Raw genomic sequence first — 21,548 nt, forward strand, 5'->3', positions numbered from 1 at the left:
CGGAACACCTCCGCCATGTCGCAGCACTGTGGTCCGGCGGATGTGTCACTTAACCGGTGCCTGATTTCATCGTTACTCAACGAGCGTAGTTCAGAAATGGGCCTTGGAGACTTGTTTGGATCTGCAAATGCTGCCGGGCAGGTCAGCAGGGTCAGTTTCAAGGTCAGAATAAACCACTTCAAGCTATTTCCCTTTCGGCAGGGCAGAATTATTGACTGCTAAATTGCACGCGGTAAAACGATAAATTTTCAGGGAGAAGTGCTGAGAAATGCCTTCTGCGATGGGCACAACGTACATCCGCTAACGAGCCGAAATTTGCAATTAGTCACAGCGGCAGTCCTATTTCCCCTTCGGGCGCGAAGATGCCTAACCGATCGGATGGATTGCCATGCCGGGTCGCCGGGGATAGTCGCCCACGCGCCTCCTCATTTTCAGGCGCTAGCGCGAGAGCTAAAGTGAACTCCTGCCTGGCAATTGAGGGATTTACCTTTCCAAGCCGAAGGTGGGCTTCAGCGTTTTCCGGCTCTTCCTGTATCCAATCCTCACAAGTCGGCAAAACAATCGACGTGAGAAGAGGAGATGGAACGATACTGAGCCGCAAGGTCTCAAGGATCCAAAGTGACAGGTCTAGGCGCGCATTGAGTGGCCAATCGAAGCCATGATTTATACAACGGAACCAAGGGATTCCTGCGGCGAGGTCAAAGGTCTGAGTGAGCGATCGTGAAGCTGATGGCTCTTTCAGTGGCACGTTCGGCTAGTAGCTCGGTCATGCGACGGAAGATATCAGCTTGGGTGGCCTGGTATTGCCTGTCCTTGAGATAGGCGCTTAGGCTGGCTTCGATGCCTGCAGAAACGCCCGTGTCCAGGTCGTCATCGAAGTGATCGTCAAGCGCCATAGCCTTCATGATCGCAGAGGCAAATGAGATGAGGCCCATGCCGGTAATGGCCAGTAACCAGTAAGCAGCAGGCAATGTTTCAATCGGCAGCTTGTGAGCGTAAAAGCGTTCGGTCATGAATATGGCCGTAGCGACAGACAAAGCGACGTATATGGCTAGCCCGATCAACACAAAAGTGCGTTTAGAGAGTCCGAAGAAAAGATCGCCGGGTTGTCCCCATCTGAAATAACGCCCTCTGAATAGGGCTTCGGCTCGTTGGCCGCGGACAGCGATTTTTATATTGAAAATCTGATCCTTGACGACTGCGTTATTGGCATGAGCCCGTGCGCGCAGGTGCAGGCAGTAGCTACACAGACGGGTTAACTTGCAACGGATTTGGTCTGTATTTTCACGCGCCGAGTGAGTCGCCCGCAGGCGCGCCATCGTTTCCAGCAACCGGCCGAGGACGGACAGGATGCGTTCTTGGCGCAGGGCGATCTGCGCGCCCAATGCCGTCGCCATAGCCACCATCTCGGCGGCAAAACCTTCGCGATAGGAATGGTGCTTCAAGCGAACGCGTTGCTCAATGAGTAGGCCTATCAGAAAGAGTATAATGGCAAGGAGGCAGGGCAGGGTGGGTGAGATGACGCTCAGAAACTGGTAGGTGGCCTGCTTTGTTGCGATTAGTCGCGCGATTAAGGTCTCGACCAGAGGCGTCGTCCAGGCCATGGCAAACCACAAAACGGGTTGCGAAAAGTGCCACAGCTTCAGGCTGCTTTTTCGACGACGTACGGTGACGTAATAGGTTGAAAGCTGTGCGTTGACGTGGGTCGTAAAGCGCCAGACGGTATCGCGCAGGTCTTTGTCGTTTCGTGGATCGAGGCGATCACCCGGAAAGCGGCGATCATACGCTTGCAGGCGCTTGCGAAACCACACGGCCGGACACGTATCCTCACACCCATCGAGTGAGGGAAGCGGTTCGCTGGGCACTTCGTCCGCGGGCAAAGGTGTTAGTGGCTGTAGGAATGATTCCTCGAAGGCGGTTGCGGCTTCCGTGTCTGACAGGAGGTTTAAATAAACATCTGCACTGAGGAGAGAATTACATTCCAAATCGGCATTTAGCGCGGACTGTGTATACTGAGAAGTTAACAAATCATTTGAAACGACCTCATCAATATGTCTGTAGATGCCATCTGTCAGGCATCTTTGATATAGAGTCTTAACGTCTCTGTTGCTCAGCATGATGACACCTGCCGATCTTATAAATACGTGCGGAGGGGCGATCCTCCTGAATCCCTATGCAGTTCGGGCTGGGTGTTTTTACGGTAAATATTTTTTTAATTTTTTCTCGTTCCGGGCGTGAAAAAGTTGGCGTTCGACTGCATAGGTATATGTAGGAGGGTTGTGCCATGACAAAACTTCCATCCGCCGATACGGTGCCGACAGGGCCACTTCATTCGGCTGAGTCATCCTTGCCTGTAGGGTTTGACACGTCGGCCGCACTGGCGAAGACGGTCCCTCCCGATGAGCCGCGTAAGTCGCGACCGCCGGATAGGGCACTCCCCCTATTTGATGACAAGCTTCTCCTTCGATTGATGGGAAAACTTGGCGCGTACGCCCGCTATCAGATCAAACTTTATCCATGGAAGTACTGTCCGCCGCCTGACCCGGACGATTTCGTTCAAGACGCCATTCTCGATGCCTTTGCCAACGTTTCCGGAGGCATGGTGAAGCGGATATGGAACATCGAGCGTATTGATTTGGAAACCTTCGCTAGAGGCCACATCCGAAGTCGTATAAATATGCTGGTGCATTCTGCCAGAGCTACGACCACCACGCATACAGATGAAGTCGAAACCTATCAGGACACCTCCAATAGATTTAAAGGTCAATATTTGGACGAGTATATCGTCATCAGTGACCTGAGAATAGATTTGCTCAATGCATTTAGTAAAAATCAACAAGTTATGGCGGTCCTTCGGATCGTTATAAGAGACGTCCATTATAGCTGCACCGCAATAGCGCGCGAACTGCAATGGGATCCAAAACAGGTTCAGAGAACCTGGCTCCGTATTGCTTCAGTAGCACGAAACATAAGTAACTAAGGTGTGATCATGTCCACTCTAACTCACAATAGCGACCTATTGGTCTCCTCCTCAGAGGAAGATGTCGTACGCGTTTCGGTACTTGAAGAATCCATGCCTTGGGAGGACCTGGAAGAGCCGGTCACGACGTTCGCCTTTGAATCCTTGGTCGACAAACTTCAGGCCTTGCGTGACGCCTGTCCTGACCCTGAGAGAGCGGTCAGGCTGTTCAATAGGTCGCTGCGAAAACCTGAGGATGCGGAACCGTCTGCGGGGCCTGCACGTAAAGCGAAGCCTGTCCTGAACAGTCATACAGGGACCGACAACGGGACGTCCAAGCCGCCGCCGAATAAGCCCCTTACTGTGAGAAAGAAGGAGGCTCCGGAATTCAGATTGGTCAAATCTGTGGTTACGGATCCGCGTCTTGACGCCAAACTGACCAATTTTGGCAAAAAGACGCTCGATGACCGCTATCTTCTGCCGGGTGAGACTTATCAGGACATGTTCGCCCGCGTTGCGACGGCCTATTCCGATGACTCCGAGCACGCCCAGCGAATATACACCTACATGGCCAATCTGTGGTTCATGCCGGCTACGCCTATCCTGTCGAACGGAGGCGCCAAGCGCGGCCTGCCCATCTCCTGCTTCCTCAACTCGGTGCCCGACTCGCTCGAAGGCATCGTCAGCGTGTGGAATGAGAACGTGGCGCTGGCCTCGAACGGCGGTGGCATCGGCACCTATTGGGGCGGCGTGCGCTCCATCGGGGAGCGGGTTAGGGCCGGGGGGCAGACGGCAGGTATTATTCCATTTGTTCGGGTAATGGACTCGCTGACGCTGGCCATCTCCCAAGGTAATCTGCGGCGTGGTTCGGCTGCCGTCTATATCGACATCCATCACCCGGAAATCGAAGAATTCCTCGAAATCCGCAAGCCGTCGGGCGACTTCAACCGCAAGTCTCTCAATCTCCATCACGGTATCTCGATTACTGACGAGTTCATGTTGGCAGTGCGAGATGGTAGCCCGTTCGGACTACGCTCGCCCAAATCCGGCGAGATCATGCGGTTGATCGACGCGCGCGCCCTGTGGCAGAAGATCCTCGAAATCCGCATGCAGACGGGTGAACCCTATCTGATCTTCGCCGACACGGTGAACCGGTCCATGGCCCCGCACCAGCGTGAGTTGGGCCTTAAGGTCAAGCAATCGAACCTGTGCGCCGAAATCATGCTGCACACGGGTAAGGACCATCTGGGGCATGAGCGCACAGCCGTGTGCTGCCTGTCCTCGGTCAATGCCGAAACCTTCCTCGAATGGCGCGACGAACCGCGCTTCATCGAAGACATCATGCGCTTCCTCGACAACGTGCTGGAAGACTTCATCCAGTCGGCCCCGGACGCCATGTCGGCGGCCGTCTATTCGGCGCAGCGCGAACGCTCGGTCGGCCTCGGCCTGATGGGCTTCCACTCCTTCCTGCAATCGCAGGGCGTGGCCTTCGAATCGGCCATGGCCAAGTCGTGGAACATGCGCCTGTTCAAGCACCTGCGCCGCGAAGCCGACAAGGCCTCGGTCAAGCTGGCTCAGGAGCGCGGGCCCTGCCTCGACGCCGAAGAACGCGGCGTGATGGAACGCTTCTCGCACAAGCTGGCCATCGCCCCCACCGCCTCGATCTCGATCATCTGCGGCGGCACCTCGGCAGGTATCGAGCCGATCCCGGCCAATATCTATACGCACAAAACCCTGTCGGGCTCGTTTGCAGTGAAAAACCCCTTCCTGCAAAACCTGCTGGCCGAAAAGGGTCTCGATACGCCGGAAACCTGGGACTCCATCGTCGAACACGAAGGCTCGGTGCAGCACATCGACGCTCTCAGCGAAGACGAAAAGGCCATCTTCAAGACCGCCTTCGAAATCGACCAGCGCTGGGTGGTGGAACTGGCCGCCGACCGTGCGCCGGAAATCTGCCAGTCGCAATCGCTCAACATCTTCCTGCCGGGTGATGTCGATAAGTGGGACCTGCACATGCTGCACTGGACGGCGTGGGAACAGGGCGTCAAGTCGCTCTACTATCTGCGTTCCAAATCGGTGCAGCGCGCCGCGTTTGCTGGCTCGGAAGGCAGGGGCAGGATATCGACGTTGGGGGTAGGCAAGACCGATTATCAGGAGTGCTTGACCTGTCAATAGATGTTGCTTTGAGGCATGTCCCGAGGTCAGAGTGAACTGCTCCGAGTTTGCCGGGGGCTCTACTCGGGAGTAGATTGGTCGGGGCCGTCGCGATGTCTGCTTACGGGTTGCCTATGGGCTAGACCTCGCAATGACCGCTAATGGGATGGACCGGCTGCTTCCCTTGCGAAGTAGTCGGAGTAGACTGCTTGGCTCCACCCGGAGAAGCATCCCATGGATACGAACATTCCTGAGTTAGCGTCGATAGGCATAGATATCGGCAAGGACGTGTTTCACCTTGTCGGATTTAGTACAGATGGTCAGATCGTTCTTCGCCGTAAAATCAAACGGCTGGCTCTGACAGAGACATTTAAAAAGCTGCCGCCGTGTATCGTCGGCATGGAGGCCTGCCTCAGCGCGCATTTTGTCAGTCGCACCCTTCGACAGCTCGGCCACGAACCGCGCATCATCCCCGCTATTTACGTAAAGCCGTTTCTGAAGGGGCAGAAGAACGACTACAATGATGCCGAGGCTATAGCCGAGGCGGCTCTGCGGCCGAACCTGTCGACAGTGAGTGAGAAGACCCAGGATCAATTGGATCTTCAGGCCTGCCATCGCGTTCGCTCGCGGCTGGTGTCGCGGCGCACAGCGACGATCAATCAGATCCGTGCCTTCCTAATCGAGCAGGGCATCACGGTCAGGGTCGGTGTGCGTGCCTTACGTGACTCGCTCTTCGACATCTTGAACAACCGCGCAGATGAGATTTCGCCGCGTATGAGCCAACTCATCGTTGGCCTTTATGAAGACTGGTTGTGGCTCGATGAACGCATCGAGACCCTCAGCGGCGAGATCGAAGAAATCAGCCGGAATGAAGCCAACTGCCGTCGCCTGATGAGTGTGCCGGGCGTCGGGCCCCTGATCTCCACGGCGGTTGTTGCCGCCATTGGCACAGGTGAAGCCTTTGAACGTGGTCGCGACTTCGGTGCCTGGCTGGGGTTGGTACCCAAGCAGTTCAGCACGGGTGGCCGCTCTATTCTCGGGCGCATCTCAAAACGCGGAAGCCGATACCTTCGAACCTTGTTCGTACAGGCCGCCAATGTCCTCTTGATGAGGCCTCAAAATTGGCCGAAGTACAGCTTCGGAGACTGGCTCACCAGCGCCGCCACGCGGATGCACCGAAACAAGCTCGCCGCCGCCCTCGCCAACAAGCTGGCTCGGATCAGCTGGAGCGTATTGAGTACAGGAAAGGCTTTCGATACCCACAGAACCGAGATCGAGGCCGTATAGCATCGATCTCCACCCAGTTCGCGACTAAGACGACTGCATGGAACGGAACGATAAACGCGCCCTGAGCCTGAGCGCCCTAATGGCCGCTTGCCGGCCGATCCGCTAATGAGGCCAAAAGCGCGTGCGTATTCCCATCAAGGCCACGGCTCGCATGCCGATCAACAGGCCGGATACATATAAGCGACTTCTGCTATTCATGCGAAATCTTACTTGCGATCGGCAGCCGGTCCATACATTCGGGCGCGAATGAGACCTTGGGAAAAGGCAATGGGGGCATAAAATGGGACACGCTTTTTTCAAATGCGCACGGCAATAATCTGAATTTGCAACTTTTGCGGTAATATGCTATTTGGTATCTCTTGAGGCGGCTCAAAGGGGGGGAGCTCATGGCGACATTCGATTGGTTAGATAGCAGTCGCTATAACGCGATGGCGGGGACGGATAGGGTTGGCTGGGCTTGGGCTTGGCTCAAGCGGAACCCAGATTACCAAAAGGGCTTGCAGGGGCAGGACAGCGGACCGGTACGATCGGGACCCGGCGACGTAAGGGTCATTAGAGGACGCATGGCCGCCGATGCAGCTCGTTGGGGGGTATCCTTTCGTCGGTGAGCGCTACGGTCAGGAGCTACACGAGAAAGTCTTCTGGCGACCCGACTGGGACAAATCTGTCCTACTTGTCCGCACGTTACCAGCGTTCACCACTGAGAACGCGTTTGACCTCCACATGTATGGGAAGCTGGCGACAGTGCTTGTCATGGAGGAAGGGTTCGAGGTCGTCTTGTTGACTGACGGGGTCCACCATCTCCAGCTTTTCATTCTTGAAGGTACGGTTCTAAAAGGACCCGTCTATCTTCGTTATGCTCTTTCCGGCTTTAAACACCTAGAGACCCGTATTCTGAGCCTTCGAAGATTGGTTGGGTTACACCAGCAAGGGCGCTTCCTCCCTAAGCTTTACCGAATTGATACGAAGGCTGAACGATGGGTAGCCGCCGCACGCGCTCATGACGCATGGCGAGCAGGATTGAGCCAACGAGACATCGCAATAATGCTCTACGGGGAGACGGCTCGCGACGACTGGGTAAACGGTTCTGACTTTATGCGCTTAAGAGTTCGCAGGCTGCTCAGCTACGCAAAACAGATGATTGATGGTTCCTATCGCGGGCTCTTAGACTGAAACAGGTGAATCATTTTTTTCTGACCGTGGCTTCAGCAAAATCAATCAACATTTCCAGTTGCGTATCGTTTAGCTCGCGGGCCGCAGCGAGGAGGGCTTCGACTTTGGCTGACCGCTCCTCAGTCTCAAATTTCAACAGCAAGTTCGGAGTCGTCTTTAAAACACGTGCTATCCTGACCAACGTTGCCAGATCTGGTTCGTTTCTCCCAGTGACATAATGGCCATATCTCCGAGCGTCTAAGCCTGCTCTCTCTGCAACTGTCGCGTTAGAAAGTCCAAGCGCTTTCGCGCGATCCTTCAATGTCGTTCCAAAGCTATCCATAAGAACAAAATGTTCTTTTTGCCCCCTTAATTACATGAATTTATTGTAGATATCTCAGTACAATATGTAGTTCCGTGTGCTATTTTTTTGACGCGCTATCCGCAAAAGAAATTAGCATCTTTATTTGATCATCGCTGAGTGATTTGCAGACCTCGGTGAGCTGCTCTATCAAAAGTGACCTTTCGCCTTCATCAAACCCGAGCAAAATGTTAGGAGAAGTGTTTAACGCTATCGCTATTTTGACAAGATTTTCGTAATTGGGGCGGCTGCGGCCACTTATATAATGGCCATACCGGCGAGTATCCAACCCACATAATTTTGCAGCCTCCGCATTTGAAATGCCCAAGGCTTTTGATCTTTCTTTCAGTCTCTCAGCGAAGCGGATCATCAGAACAAAATGTTCTGAAATTCCCGGTTGCGATATGTACAAGTTGGTCCGTTTAATCTACAAAGTGTTCCATTAAAACGACTTAAAGGGCGTTGAAGATGGTGCACGTTTTCGACCCGGATCGTAGGCAAGGTGCCTGCCACCTTGTCCAACCGAGCAACTGGGTGCGCGGTGTTGACCGTTGGTTCGCAGACTTCGTTGTGGTCCATGAGCGCAGTTATCTGCGGCTGGCCCGGCGGATGATGGGGGATGCCGAGGCGGCGCGTGATCTGTTGCACGATGCCTACGCCAATGTGCTGGACGGGGAGGGGTGGCGCTCGATTGAAAACCCTCGTGCCTATGTCATGCGCACCATCTTCAATCTGGGGGTTCAGCGCATTCGTCGCGCCCGGGTGGTGGCGTTTCAGGCCCTGCCGGACTTTGAGACTTTGGAGTTTTCTTCGTCCGAGCCTGATGGCTTTCAGGCCGTGGCCATACGCGAGCAGTTGAAGGTCGGCTTGGCCGCCCTGAATGGGCTGCCCGATATGACGCGACGCGTGCTGATGATGCGCCGTTTGGAAGGGCTGCCGGTCAAAGAGATCGCCCGGCTTTTGGGCATGACGGTCAAAGGCGTGGATTACCACATCGCCCGCGGCGCCTATCAGTTCTCCAAGGCGGTCGAAGCGGCCGGGCTGGAAGGCCTTGGGCCGCTCGCGCAGGGCGGCGTCGTGGGCACACCGCGCGCCCTCCGTCGGTCTTCGCGCGACAGCGATTAGACTGTAACCCTGAATTGAATTATGCTCTGATCGACAGCGCGCCCGGCGCGGTTTCGGGCCCTCAAAGGGGGGCAAACGCATGACATCCGAATCTTCGACATCCGTCGATGACATTATGGAGACCGCCTCACAGTGGTTTGCCCGCATGGACAGCGGCGAGGGCGATCAGGCCGCCTTCGAGGCCTGGCGTACCGCCGACCCGCGCCACGCGGCCGCCTTCGCCCGCATCTACGCCTCCATGCGCCAGATGGAACGCCTGCGCGGTCTGGCCGATCCGGAGCCGGTTGAGGTTCAGGTATCGGCTCCGTTGGCGACGCGGCGGCGCGTGTTGCAGATAGGCGGCGCAGCCGCCGTTGTGACGGTCGCCTCATTGGCGGGCATGGCCCTGTTCGCCCTGACCAGTGGACGCGTCGAAGCCGCCACCCGCGTCGGTGAGCGCAAGACCGTGGCCTTCCCCAATGGCGGTGAGATCGAACTGAACACCGACAGTCGGGCGGCCTGGAAGATCAAAGGCGACGAACGAACCTTGTGGCTGAAGCGCGGGGAAGTCGCCGTGAAGGTTCCGGTGTCCGGCCGCGGCCTTGAGCTGAAAGCCGGACCGCATGCCGCGTCGCTGGGGCCCGGAGAATACATCGCCCGGCTGCGCGACAACTCACTCGACATCATCAGTCTCGCCGGCACCGCCACCGTATCCCAGGAAGGAGCGGCGCCCTTGCGCGTGAACGCCCATCAGGCGGCCATCCTCATCAAAGGGCAGGAGCGGGTCCGGCCCGTCTCGACCAACGATCTCGATTTTCTCACCGGGTGGCGCACCGACGAACTGGTGCTCAACGGTCAGGTCCTCAGCGAAGTCGTCGAAGAATATAACCGCTATCTCGACCGCAAGATCATCATCGCCAATCCGGAACTCGGCGCCATCCAGCTGGGCGGCCGTTTCACCAACCGCGATCCGGCTCGGCTTCTGGCCGGGCTTGAAATCTCCTTCGGCATCCATGTGACGCAGCAGGACAACACCATCATTCTTTCGCGATAGTCAGCGTTTTCCGTGTAGGGATCAAATCCAGCGTAAAAGTGTAGGGTAAGCCCTCGTATTTTTATCAAGCGGTCCAGTGTCACACGAGTGACATATCAATCAGGGGATACCGCTATGTCCGTTTCACGCACCACACTCCGTAACCGCGTCTCTGTCTGCACCCTGTCACTGGCCCTCTTCCTCGGCACCGCCGGGGCCATCGCCGCCGAGGATAGAAAAGTCTATGTCATCGAGGCCCAGTCCACGGCGGCGGCGCTCAACGCCTTTGCACGTCAGTCGGACCTCCAGCTCATGTTCGACTACGCCGAAGCCGCCCGCACCACCGCTCCGGTGCTCAAAGGCAGCTACACCCGCAAGGAAGCGCTGGCGATCCTTCTGGCCAATACGCGCTTTGAGGTGGGCTCGGAAGACGCGGCCGTCATCTATCTAAAGGTGTCGGAGAGACAAGGCAGTACAAGTGCCACCGCTGTCGAACCCGAACCCACCGAAGTGATCGTGACCGGGACGCGCATTCGTGGACGCGAACCGACCTCGCCGGTCACTCGCCTGACGCAAGCCCAGATCCAGATGGGTGGGCACGCCGATCTCGGAGAAATGGCCCGCGCTCTTCCTCAAAATTTCGGGGGTGGGGCCAATCCCGGTATCGCCGTCGGGACGCCGGACCTGCGCAACAGCAACAATAACGCCGCCTCCACCTTCAATCTGCGGGGCCTCGGTCCCGACGCGACCCTGACGCTTCTGAACGGCAATCGTCTGGCCTACGACTCCATCGGTCAGGCCGTGGACGTCTCCGCCGTTCCGCTGGCCGCCGTCGATCGGGTGGAGATCGTCACCGACGGGGCCTCAGCCCTCTATGGCTCCGATGCGGTCGGCGGCGTCGTCAATATCCGGCTCAAGCGTGATTTCGAGGGTGTGGCGGTCGCCGCCCGCTACGCGGCGTCCACCGAAGGCGGGAACGCGCAGAAGGGGGTGTCCCTGACCGCCGGACGCGCCTGGACCGACGGTGGCTTCCTGATCGCGGCCGACCTCAGTGCCCACTCAGGCCTCTACGCCCGTGACCGGACATATACCCGAACCCTCGACGCAACGACGACCCTGATCCCGCAACAGGACGCGCGACTTCTCGTCCTGACCGGCCACCAGCGTCTGACATCGGCCTTGTCCTTCAGCATCGATGCCCTCCTGAGCGAGCGTAAATCCCTGTTCACCAAGGCCAACGACGTCGGCGTCACCTACCTCGACAACGGCTCCAGGGAGACCCCGCGTGTGCGCTCCTACAGCCTCTCTCCACGCCTGAGCCTTGACCTGGACGGGGGATGGCAAACCTACTGGAGCGCGACCGTCGCAGAGGACAAGACCGAACTGCATACCGACGCCTATCTTGCGTCCACGCGCACCGCGACCTATCCGGGCCGCTACCTCAATCGGACTGTGGTGAGTGAAGTCGGGGGCGAAGGTCCGGTGTTTTCGACGGCGGCCGGTAGCGCCCGGCTGGCTCTGGGAGCCGGGTACCGCAAAATCGATCTCGACGGCTATCTCGCCTTTGAATACGTCAGCGGCTTCTCCATCGTCGCGACGGACTTCAAACGCGGGCGCACCTCTCACTACGCCTTCGCGGAACTGTTCGTGCCGGTCGTCTCCGCCCTTCAGGACGTACCCGGCGTGCGTCAGCTATCGCTAACAGGGGCGGTTCGAACCGAGCGCTACAGCGGTGCCGACAGCGTCACGACCCCCAAGATCGGAGTGGTCTATGCGCCCGTCAACGGCGTGGACCTGAAGGTCTCGTGGGGCAAGTCCTTCAAAATGCCGACCCTCTATCAGAGCTACAGAGGCGAATTGCCCTATCTGATGGACACCAGCCTCATCAGCACGACCACGCCCGCGGGCAGCACCTTCCTCTACCTCGATGGCGCCAACGAGCACCTCGACCCCGAAACCGCCGAAACCTGGGTGGCGACCGCCGCCCTTCGACCGGGTAGCGTGCCGGGCCTTCGGCTGGAACTCAGCGCCTTCGATATCGCCTACCGCGACCGCGTCATGCAACCCATCCTGTCCCTGTCCGGCGCCCTGCAGAACCCGGCCTACGCCGGGTCAGTGTTTCTGAACCCGACACCGTCGCAGGTTGCCGCAGCCATTGGGGACATGGCGCGCTTGCGTAACTACAGTAGCGGTGTCTTCGACGCGGCGAAGGTGGTGGCGATTGTCGATAACCGTGAACAGAACGTGTTTCGGCAGGCGATTTCCGGCTATGACCTCTCCGTGCAGTATGGAAGGCCGTGGCAGGGGGGCAGTCTCGGGATCAATGGCACGCTCAGCTACCTGAAAAGCCGTCAGACGCTTGACGCCAATGGCGCCGGCGAAACCCTGGCCGGAACGATCTTCAACCCGCCGCATTGGCGTGGACGTTTCGGTGCCAGTTGGCAATCGGACAGCCTGACCCTCGCAGGGTTCGCCAACTATGTCGGTGCCTTCGACGACGATCGCTTCGGAAGCCACCGCCATATCGCCGCGCAGACAACCTACGATGCCACCGTGCAATATCGCTTCACCGGTGCCACCGATCGCGGCGTTTCGGTCTCACTTTCCATTCTCAATCTGTTCGACGAGACACCGGAAACCATCCGCACGGCAGCCGCCTTCTATGTGCCCTACGACGCCACCAACCACGCGGCCTCTGGACGCGTCGTCTCCCTCACCTTAGGGACGCGCTGGTAACATGACCTTCAAACTCTGGTGGGCAGGCGCGGCGATCGCCGCGCTTGCCGGGCCGGTCGCTGCCTTGGCGGCCGACTGCGACACTCTGCCCCCTTCAGTGCCGGCGACCGACACGCCCCGGACGGTGAGCGCCGACGATCTGCTTCGTCTGCGCGATATCGGCCCTCCGGGAGAACTCGCAGGCCTTCCCGGCAATCTCGGCGTTTCCCCCGACCATAAGCACGTGGCCGTGGTGTTACGTCAGGCTGATCCGGACCAAAACCGATACTGCACGGGGCTTTTCGTCGTTCCCTTGGACGGCGCAGGGCAGGTACGCTTTCTCGGGTCGGCCGGTGAGCCTCTTTACGCGAGCATCAACTTCTGGGGTATTCCCGACTACCCCAGCGGAGCGACCGTGCCGATCACCCCCAAATGGTCGCCCGACGGCAAGAAGATCGCCATTCGGGTGCGTGAGGCGGGGCGCATTGCCGCCGCTGCACCGGTCGCTTTGCCAATTGAGTTGACATTGGGAGCAAATGCGCAAACTGGAATAACTGTGTACCATGGCGTAAAAGGCTCAGCGAGTATTTACTCGGGAATTACAAATAATATGACCCTTCGGGCCGCTCAGCATGGAGTGAAGTTCGACAGCCTTGAAACGGTCGCGGAAGGACTTACAAGAGGTCAAGCCCGTGCGATTGAACAGGCGTTAATAGTGCGCAGTAAAGGGATTAACATAAGAAATTCTATTAGCCCGAATCACCCGTATTACAAACAAGCGGTGGAATGGGGTGAGGGCGCACTAAAAAGTATGGGATATTGAGAATGGTTGCCACTAACTTTCAGTACATAAAGAAATCCAACAAACCACTATCAGTTGGTGATGTGTTTACTTTTAATGTAGCGGGAGTTGGTTTTCTTTATGGATCCGTTATTTTTGCTAATATTGATTTTCCAAATGCGCCAACGCCCGGATCGAATCTCATATATATATACAATATGGTGACCGATGGTATCTGTTTAGATTTGCCGTCCCTAAAACCTAATAATCTGCTGTTGCCGCCTATTTGGACAAATCGAATGGCGTGGACAAAAGGATTTTTTCAGAACATTGGAGAAATCAATTTGGATGCTGAAACTACTTTAAGGCGATATTGCTTTTACAGTGTGCTTCGAAAGGCACATGTTAATGAAGTTGGTGACTTGATACCAGCGAAGGTGGAGCCTTGCGGGACGTGGGGCTTGGCTAGCTATCGGCTTATAGATCAAATGGTTAGCGATGCGTTAGGTATAGAGCGTGCTCGCGAAGGGTAGAGTTTGATGGGAAAATGAGCGCACATTCTCTTGGAATGTATGTCGATATTCAGCTTGGTGACCAAACAAGGAATTGGATTTTCTCGGCTGCAAGACGATCCCGCCTTTTTGGCCCGCATGCGGACTACGAACGCGTTCCATTTTTTCATGCCCGCGCGTTTTTCGGGCATATAGTTCCAACGGTCGTAGTTCTTCGAACTTACATCCTGAAGGGCATGGTTCTGCAAGCGATCTCGTATTTCCTTCGTAACGCCGGCCTTACCCGCGAGGCTCTTCGTCAGGTCTTCACCAGAACCATCACCGAGACTTCGATCCAAGCTTGGGTCGATGTATCCAGGTTGATCCACTCGGCATTTCCGCAGGGCCCAATCCCTAAGGAGACGTCGCCCAGATGAAACTTTAGGGTGCTTTTGCTATATTTTACAGAATTTTACTGATGGGCACCGGTAGTCATAAAAAATTTAGTGGGGAAAAGAAACGCAAGACGCGAACATTGGCCTTCACAAGTGTGTATTAACAATCTGCAACGCGGAACGAAAAGGTGGGCAACTATCCAGCTATCCGTCGAAACGGCGGTACGGTATAATGAGGCCGTAATAAGCAGCAAATGGAATGGCAACATTTCGTAAATTTCAAACTTTCAATTCCTCGGGGCTATAATCAACATGCGAGTTTGAAAAGATTGGAAACAGGAAAGGTTCTTGAGATCAGAACCCTGATATCTGGGCCGCCCTCGTGATCTCGCACGGCTGGAGAAGGCCCGCCCGCATCCATAATTTTCCCAGTGCTCACATTAAGCTTGGGCGATCCAGGTCCAGACGGGTGCATACCGGCATCTAAGGGGTACAGACGGGCTATCTGCGATTCCCGGTGAGACCGCCATCATAGCGCAAGTCGTTCTCGGACCTGCGCCATGACCCCCACCAAACTCCTGATCGGCCAAATTCTGATCGTCCTCGCCGTCGCGGTGCTGGGCGTGTGGGCGGCCACCCAGTGGGCAGCGGCGCAACTGGCCTTTCAACCGCAACTGGGCGCGCCTTGGTTCGTCGCCCTGGGTGCGCCGGTCTATCGCCCATGGCAGCTCTTCGTGTGGTGGTTCCACTTCGAAGCCTATGCGCCGCAAGTCTTCTACCGCGCCGGTTTGCTCGCGGCCTCCAGCGGGCTGCTTGGAACGGGCGCGGCCATTGTGGGTTCGATCTGGCGCGCGCGTCAGGCCCGGTTTGTCACCACCTACGGCTCGGCACGTTGGGCCACGCGCCCTGAGATCGAACAGGCTGGCCTGTTCCGCGACCGGGGTGTGTTTCTCGGTCGCATGGGACCGGATTATCTCCGCCACGACGGCCCGGAACACGTCATGGCTTTCGCGCCGACGAGGAGTGGCAAGGGCGTGGGTCTGGTCGTGCCGACCCTGTTGTCCTGGACCAACTCCGTCGTCGTCCATGACATCAAGGGTGAGAATTGGGAGCTAACCGCCGGATGGCGCTCAAAATTCTCCCACTGCCTGCTGTTCAACCCGACCGATCTGCGCTCAGCGCGTTACAATCCGCTTCTAGAAGTTCGCAAGGGCCCGCAGGAAGTCCGCGACGTGCAGAACATCGCCGATATCCTCGTCGATCCCGAGGGCTCCATCGAACAGCGCTCGCACTGGGAAAAGACGAGCCATTCGCTTCTGGTCGGCGCCATCCTGCATATCCTCTACGCCGAAGAGGAAAAGACGCTGGAGCGTGTCGCCACCTTCCTGTCCGATCCACAGCGGACCTTCGTCTACACCCTGCATCGGATGATGACGACCAACCATCTGGGCGACAAGCACGCGCCCAAGGTCCATCCCGTTGTCGCTTCTGCTGCACGTGAATTGCTTAATAAGTCTGAGAATGAACGCTCCGGGGTCCTGTCGACGGCCATGTCGTTTCTCGGCCTCTACCGCGATCCCGTCGTCGCCGCCACGACGTCGCGTTGCGACTGGCGCATCACCGACCTGATGGACGCGGAGCGTCCGGTCTCCCTGTTCCTGGTCATTCCCCCATCGGACATCTCGCGTACCAAGCCGCTGGTCCGACTGATCCTCAACCAGATCGGTCGCCGCCTGACTGAACGCCTCGAAGGCGATCCCGATAAGCGCCGCAAGCATCAACTGTTGATGATGCTCGACGAGTTCCCGGCCCTCGGCCGTCTGGACTTCTTCGAAACGGCGTTAGCCTTCATGGCCGGGTACGGCATCCGCACCTACCTGATCGCCCAATCGCTGAATCAGATTTCGAAGGCCTACGGCGAGAACAATTCGATCCTCGACAACTGCCACGTCCGCATCGCCTTTTCCTCCAACGACGAACGCACCGCCCGCCGTATCTCCGATGCGCTGGGCACGGCCACTGAACTGCGTGCGCAGAAAAACTATGCCGGACACCGCCTCTCGCCGTGGCTCGCCCACGTCATGGTCTCACGTCAGGAGACCGCCCGGCAATTGCTGACGCCCGGCGAAGTGATGCAGTTGCCGCCGCAGGATGAACTGGTCCTCGTCTCAGGTGTTGCGCCTATCCGCGCGAAAAAGCTGCGCTATTTCGAAGACCGTAACTTCATTACCCGTCGTCTCCCGCCACCGGTGTTGAGCGAAGGCGTCTATCTGGATCGCCCCGAGGGCCGCCCCGACGACTGGGCCGGGCGCGTGCGCGCGACGTCCAAACAACTGGCGGCCGCTTTGGAAATCGAAAACGCTGCCGAAGACGAGGGCGGGTTACAGCAGCAACGCCACCCGAGCCTCGGTGACGAGAACGCCGTGGGTGCCCCCGGCGAAGTCGAGACCGTCGAGCGCACCCTCGAGGACGATGGAGATCTGGCCGGCGACAAGCGGGCGCTCGATCAGGCCCGCACCCTGACGCCGGTCCAGCGCGCCCATGCCCTACAAGAGGGGCAGCCAAAGGCGGTCAACCACCAAAACCATGACCTGTTTCAGGGTTTCTAGGGGATCGCCATGAAATCCGCACGCATCCGCCACCAGTTTCTCACCGATCCCGATCTGGCCCGCCGGATCGAACAGCTCGCCGCCATGCCCGGCCAGACCAAGTCGGCCGTCATCGAGGCGGCCGTCAAGGCCTGGGTCGAACGCCGCGACATGCAGGCCTTTGAAGCGGCCTTCGCTCATCGCCTGAGCCGGCTGGGTCGCCAACTGGATCGCGTCGAGCGCGACCAGAAGATCGTGCTCGAAAGCCTGGCGGTCTATGTCCGTCTGACCCTTCAGCGCGACGCGCACCTGCCGGACCCCGATCCCGAAGCCCGCGCCAAAGGTAAGGCGCGCTTTGAGGCCTTCATCGCCCAGGTCGCCCGTCGCCTGTCGCAGGGCGCGACCACCTTTCCCGACATCGAGGAGCCCCAGTCATGACGATCACCCCGTCATCGCGCCGACTGCGCGACATGCTGCGTACCGCCTTTGGCGAGACCCTCAATGCGGCTTTGGCCGATCCGATGGTCATCGAAGTGCTGGTCAACCCCGACGGCGCCGTCTGGCTCGACCGGATGGATGACGGACGCGTCGATACCGGCACGGTCCTGTCCGCCGCCGATCGGGAGCGGATCGTGCGACTGGTCGCCAGCCATATGGCGACGGAGGTGCACGCCGAGTCGCCCATCGTCAGTGCCGAACTGCCGCCCCTCATGTCCAGGCGGCGAGGGGAGCGCTTCGAAGGCCTGTTGCCGCCCGTGGTCGAAGGCGCGTGTTTTGCCATCCGCAAGCCGGCCTCTCGGGTCTTCGCTCTGGGCGACTATGTCAGCGACGGCATGCTGTCGTCGACGCAGGCCCGCCTTCTCAAATCCGCCGTGCAGGACCGCCGCAACATACTGATCGCCGGCGGCACGTCATCGGGCAAGACCACCTTCGCCAATGCGCTTCTGGCGGAGGTGGCCGATCTGAACGATCGGGTCGTACTGATCGAAGACACGCGGGAACTGCAGTGCGCAGCCCGCGATGTGGTGGCGCTCCGCACCCGGTCTGGCGTCGTGTCGCTGAGCGATCTGGTGCGCTCGACACTCCGCCTGCGGCCCGACCGCATCATCGTCGGTGAGGTGCGCGGCGGCGAGGCGCTGGAACTCCTGAAAGCCTGGAACACCGGACATCCCGGCGGTGTCGCCACCCTGCACGCCAATTCCGCGATCGGCGCGCTCTATCGCCTCGAACAACTGGTTCAGGAAGCCGTCGTGCATGTGCCGCGCCGCCTGATCGCCGAGGCGGTCGATGTCGTCGTCTTCATCCAGAAATCCAACCCATTCACCCAGACGCCGCGTCGGGTCGAGGCCGTGATGGCGCTCGATGGCCTGACCGCCGAGGGCGATTACCGGCTTCGACCGCTTGAGACGGCGAAGGACTGACTGACTTCAACTCAAACATGGAGATATCTGATGTGTAAGTCTTTTTATCGCACTGACTATGCACGGCAGGCGCTACCGCTGGCCCTCGGGCTGGCCTTGGCGCTGACGACCTCCGGGGCCTTGGCCGCGGGGTCCGGCATGCCGTGGGAGGAACCCCTGCAGCAGGTGCTCGACAGCGTGCAAGGCCCGGTCGCCAAGATCGTGGCCGTACTGGCCATCGTCGTTACCGGCCTCGCGCTGGCCTTCGGTGAAAGCCAGGGCGGCCTGCGCAAGCTGATCCAGATTGTGTTCGGCCTCTCGATCGCATTTGCCGCGTCGAGCTTCTTCCTGACGTTCTTCTCCTTTGGCGGCGGGGCGCTGATCTGATGAGCACGGCGGTCGAAGGCTTCGAGGTGCCACTGCACCAGGCGCTCACCCAACCCCTCCTACTGGGCGGCGCGCCGCGCGGCCTGGCCCTTGTCAACGGCACTCTTGCCGCAGCGCTGGGGCTTGGCCTGCAACTGTGGACTCCCGGCCTCCTGCTCTGGGTCGCGGGCCACACCCTCGCGGTCTTCGCCGCCAAACACGATCCCTACTGCGTCGCCGTCACCCTGCGCCACCTGCGCCATAAGGGCTATTTCTCATGCTGAATCTGCGCCAATACCGCCAGACGGCCGACCGTCTGGCCGATCATCTGCCCTGGGCCGTTCTGGTCGGCCCGGGCATCGTGTTGAACAAAGACGGCAGTTTCCAGCGCACGGCCCGCTACGAGGGCCCGGACATCGAGAGCGCGACGCCGGAAGAGCTGGTGGCCCTCTCGGCGCGGCTCAACAACGTGTTTCGTCGTCTCGGGTCGGGCTGGGCCGTCTTCTTCGAAGCCCGGCGCGGTCGGGCACAGGCCTACCCCGAAGTGGGGGCAGAAACCGGCATCGCGCGCCTGATCGACGAAGAGCGCCGCGCCGCCTTTGCGGGCGACGAAGGGCACCACTTCGAGTCCCGCTATCACCTGACCCTCTGTTTCATGCCGCCCGCAGACCAGTTGGAGGGGGTGGGCGAAGCCTTCGTCGAGCGCGAAGAGAAGGTCGTCGGCCGCGACTGGCACGATGCCTTGCGCAAATTCGTCGATCGCACCGATGCCGTGTTCGATCTCCTGGGCGCCGTCCTGCCCCATATCCGGGCGCTCGATGACGCGGAAACTCTAACTTTCCTTCATGCCTGTGTCTCGACCAGGGATCATCGTGTCACCGTGCCGGACACGCCGGCCTATCTCGACGCAATTCTGGCTGACACACCCTTGTCGGGCGGGCTGGAGCCCCGGCTGGGCGACCAGCACCTGCGCACCCTCACCCTGCTGGGCTTCCCCAATCACACCCATCCCGCATTGCTCGATGGGCTGAACCATCTCGACCTGGAGTACCGCTGGGCGACCCGCTTTATTGCGCTCGATAAGCCCGAGGCGGTGAAGACCCTGACCAAGCTGCGTCGACAGTGGTTCGCCAAGCGCAAGTCGGTGGCGTCGATCATGCGGGAAGTCCTCTACAAAGAGTCTTCGGCCCTGACTGATACCGACGCTGACAACAAGGTGGCCGATGTCGATCTGGCCTTGCAGGCCATCGGCGGCGATCACGTCGGTTTCGGCTATCTGACCACGACGATCACCGTCACCGGTCCTGACCGCGATACGGCGGATGAGCGCCTGCGGAACGTCGAGCGGATCGTCAATGGCCTCGGCTTCACAGCCATCGTCGAAAGCCTGAATGCCGTCGAAGCGTGGCTCGGCAGCTTGCCGGGGCATCTCTATGCCAACGTTCGGCAACCGTTGATTCACACGCTCAATCTCGGACACCTCGCTCCGATGTCCACACTGTGGGCGGGGCCGGAGACCAATCGACACCTGAACGGCGCGCCCTTGTTCCATGCCGTCAGTTCGGGCTCGACGCCGTTCCGTTTCTCAACCCACGTCGGGGACGTCGGTCACATGCTAGTCCTGGGCCCGACGGGCGCCGGCAAGTCCGTGTTGCTCGCCTTCATGGCCATTTCCTTCACGCGCTATCCGGACGCTCAGGTCTTTGTCTTCGACAAGGGTGGTTCCGCCCGGGCCGCGGTTCTGGCGCTTGGCGGCAGTCACCATGCCATCGGGCGGGAAGGGCAGGTGGCGTTTCAACCGCTGCGCCACATCGAAGATCAGGCGGAGCGAACCTGGGCGCTCGACTGGCTCTCGGCGTTGCTGGATCAGCAGGGCTTCGACCTGTCGCTCGATGGCCGTGACGCCCTGTGGTCGGCGCTCGAAACCCTGGCGGGTGCGCCTATTCAACAGCGCACGCTGACGGGCCTCTGTGCCGTGCTGGCCTTCAATGACATCAAGCTCGCGCTGCGGCCCTACACCCTTGATGGTCCCTACGGCCATATCCTCGACGCCGACACCGAGACGCTGGAACTGGCGCCGATCCATGGGTTCGAGATGGAAACCCTGATGGGCGACCCGCAACTGGTCGCGCCGGTTCTCACCTATCTCTTCCACCGGCTCGAAGCCCGGTTCGATGGCCGTCCCACCCTGATGATCCTCGACGAAGCCTGGGTGTTCCTCGATCACCCGCTCTTCGCCGCCCGCATTCGGGAATGGTTGAAGGTGCTGCGCAAGAAGAATGTCAGCGTCCTGTTCGCGACCCAAAGCCTCGCCGATGTTGTCGACAGCCCGATTGCGCCGGTTCTGATCGAATCCTGCCCGCAACGGCTGTTCCTGCCCAATGAGCGGGCGGTCGAGTCGCAAAGCCGCGCCGCCTATCTGCGTCTGGGGCTTAATGATCGCCAGATCCAGATCGTGGGTCAGGCCACGCCCAAGCGCCACTACTACCTGCAATCCCGGCGCGGCAACCGCCTGTTCGATTTGCGGCTCGGGCCACTGGCCCTGGCCATCTGCGCCGCTTCGAGCCCCGACGACCAGCGCCGCATCGACCGAATTCTGGCGGAAGGTCCGGGTGAGACCTTCCCCCAACGCTACCTGATCGACCGAGGTTTGACGTGGGCCGCCGATCTTCTGCCGGTCACTGATCCCCCAATGAGATCCTGAAAACTCCCCTGACCTCAACTCTCAACTGAAGGCTCAATTTGCTATGAAAAAGAACCTG

General features: G+C 59.0%; 19 protein-coding genes and 1 pseudogene. 16 read left to right on the forward strand and 4 right to left on the reverse strand.

All coding sequences use genetic code 11. The annotated features are described in order from the left end of the window. Positions 1-698: 698 nt before the first annotated feature. Positions 699-2,117: a hypothetical protein gene (locus LH365_RS15615; RefSeq protein WP_226746269.1), complete on the reverse strand. Its 1,419-nt coding sequence runs from the start codon at positions 2,115-2,117 to the stop codon at positions 699-701. A 167-nt stretch (positions 2,118-2,284) separates the two neighbouring features. Between LH365_RS15615 and LH365_RS15620 the strand changes: the two genes are divergently transcribed. The 5 genes from LH365_RS15620 to LH365_RS15640 all read left to right on the forward strand — a co-directional run bounded on the left by LH365_RS15620 (position 2,285) and on the right by LH365_RS15640 (position 7,573). Then, on the forward strand, positions 2,285-2,980 hold the full coding sequence (locus LH365_RS15620) for a hypothetical protein (RefSeq protein WP_226746270.1): 696 nt from the start codon (positions 2,285-2,287) through the stop codon (positions 2,978-2,980). Between the two features lie 342 nt (positions 2,981-3,322). Further along, complete coding sequence (locus LH365_RS15625; RefSeq protein ID WP_370639768.1) at positions 3,323-5,134, forward strand: ribonucleoside-diphosphate reductase subunit alpha; 1,812 nt, start codon at positions 3,323-3,325, stop codon at positions 5,132-5,134. Positions 5,135-5,347: 213 nt separating this feature from the next. Further along, on the forward strand, positions 5,348-6,400 hold the full coding sequence (locus LH365_RS15630) for an IS110 family transposase (protein WP_226745021.1): 1,053 nt from the start codon (positions 5,348-5,350) through the stop codon (positions 6,398-6,400). Between the two features lie 428 nt (positions 6,401-6,828). Continuing rightward, positions 6,829-7,008 (forward strand): transcriptional regulator domain-containing protein, encoded by a 180-nt coding sequence (locus tag LH365_RS18780; protein ID WP_370639769.1) that lies wholly within the window; start codon positions 6,829-6,831, stop codon positions 7,006-7,008. After that, positions 6,974-7,573 (forward strand): DNA -binding domain-containing protein, encoded by a 600-nt coding sequence (locus LH365_RS15640; RefSeq protein WP_226746273.1) that lies wholly within the window; start codon positions 6,974-6,976, stop codon positions 7,571-7,573. The genes LH365_RS18780 and LH365_RS15640 overlap by 35 nt, the downstream gene beginning before the upstream one ends. Before the next feature lie 10 nt (positions 7,574-7,583). Here LH365_RS15640 and LH365_RS15645 read toward each other — a convergent pair whose 3' ends face one another. Together LH365_RS15645 and LH365_RS15650 are read right to left on the reverse strand one after the other, a co-directional pair. Further along, positions 7,584-7,895 (reverse strand): helix-turn-helix domain-containing protein, encoded by a 312-nt coding sequence (locus LH365_RS15645; RefSeq protein ID WP_226746274.1) that lies wholly within the window; start codon positions 7,893-7,895, stop codon positions 7,584-7,586. A gap of 79 nt (positions 7,896-7,974) precedes the next feature. Next, positions 7,975-8,283 (reverse strand): helix-turn-helix domain-containing protein, encoded by a 309-nt coding sequence (locus LH365_RS15650; RefSeq protein WP_226746275.1) that lies wholly within the window; start codon positions 8,281-8,283, stop codon positions 7,975-7,977. A 98-nt stretch (positions 8,284-8,381) separates the two neighbouring features. On the opposite strand from LH365_RS15650, the gene LH365_RS15655 reads away from it, so the two are divergent. From LH365_RS15655 to LH365_RS15675, 5 genes are all read left to right on the forward strand, one after another. Further along, on the forward strand, positions 8,382-9,038 hold the full coding sequence (locus LH365_RS15655; RefSeq protein ID WP_226746276.1) for an RNA polymerase sigma factor: 657 nt from the start codon (positions 8,382-8,384) through the stop codon (positions 9,036-9,038). Positions 9,039-9,117: 79 nt separating this feature from the next. Then, the gene (locus LH365_RS15660; protein ID WP_226746277.1) at positions 9,118-10,071 is read left to right on the forward strand and encodes a DUF4880 domain-containing protein; all 954 of its coding nucleotides are present in this window, start codon (positions 9,118-9,120) and stop codon (positions 10,069-10,071) included. Between the two features lie 114 nt (positions 10,072-10,185). Further along, entirely contained in the window at positions 10,186-12,786 is a 2,601-nt protein-coding gene (locus LH365_RS15665; RefSeq protein ID WP_226746278.1) for a TonB-dependent receptor, read from the forward strand. A gap of 1 nt (position 12,787) precedes the next feature. Next, positions 12,788-13,588 carry a hypothetical protein gene (locus tag LH365_RS15670; protein ID WP_226746279.1) on the forward strand — a complete coding sequence of 267 codons (801 nt, stop codon included), beginning with the start codon at positions 12,788-12,790 and terminating at the stop codon, positions 13,586-13,588. A gap of 2 nt (positions 13,589-13,590) precedes the next feature. After that, the gene (locus tag LH365_RS15675; RefSeq protein ID WP_226746280.1) at positions 13,591-14,079 is read left to right on the forward strand and encodes an Imm26 family immunity protein; all 489 of its coding nucleotides are present in this window, start codon (positions 13,591-13,593) and stop codon (positions 14,077-14,079) included. A 125-nt stretch (positions 14,080-14,204) separates the two neighbouring features. Here LH365_RS15675 and LH365_RS15680 read toward each other — a convergent pair. Beyond that, positions 14,205-14,354, reverse strand: a pseudogene (locus tag LH365_RS15680) (site-specific integrase); the annotation flags it as partial. 638 nt (positions 14,355-14,992) lie between these two features. On the opposite strand from LH365_RS15680, the gene LH365_RS15685 reads away from it, so the two are divergent. From LH365_RS15685 to trbE, 6 genes are read left to right on the forward strand one after another with little or no spacing between them, the layout of a single operon-like run. Further along, the gene (locus LH365_RS15685) at positions 14,993-17,041 is read left to right on the forward strand and encodes a conjugal transfer protein TraG (RefSeq protein WP_226746281.1); all 2,049 of its coding nucleotides are present in this window, start codon (positions 14,993-14,995) and stop codon (positions 17,039-17,041) included. Positions 17,042-17,050: 9 nt separating this feature from the next. After that, a complete protein-coding gene (locus LH365_RS15690) occupies positions 17,051-17,458 on the forward strand; it encodes a ribbon-helix-helix protein, CopG family (protein WP_226745507.1) in 408 nt (135 codons plus the stop codon). Then, entirely contained in the window at positions 17,455-18,441 is a 987-nt protein-coding gene (gene trbB, locus LH365_RS15695) for a P-type conjugative transfer ATPase TrbB (protein ID WP_226745508.1), read from the forward strand. Before LH365_RS15690 ends, trbB begins: the two co-directional genes overlap by 4 nt. 30 nt (positions 18,442-18,471) lie before the next feature. Further along, positions 18,472-18,807 (forward strand): TrbC/VirB2 family protein, encoded by a 336-nt coding sequence (locus LH365_RS15700; protein ID WP_226745509.1) that lies wholly within the window; start codon positions 18,472-18,474, stop codon positions 18,805-18,807. Continuing rightward, entirely contained in the window at positions 18,807-19,070 is a 264-nt protein-coding gene (locus LH365_RS15705) for a VirB3 family type IV secretion system protein (RefSeq protein WP_226745510.1), read from the forward strand. Before LH365_RS15700 ends, LH365_RS15705 begins: the two co-directional genes overlap by 1 nt. Continuing rightward, a complete protein-coding gene (trbE, locus tag LH365_RS15710; RefSeq protein WP_226745511.1) occupies positions 19,064-21,490 on the forward strand; it encodes a conjugal transfer protein TrbE in 2,427 nt (808 codons plus the stop codon). Before LH365_RS15705 ends, trbE begins: the two co-directional genes overlap by 7 nt. Positions 21,491-21,548 lie beyond the last annotated feature (58 nt).

Source organism: Asticcacaulis sp. AND118 (assembly GCF_020535245.1).
GTDB lineage: Bacteria > Pseudomonadota > Alphaproteobacteria > Caulobacterales > Caulobacteraceae > Asticcacaulis.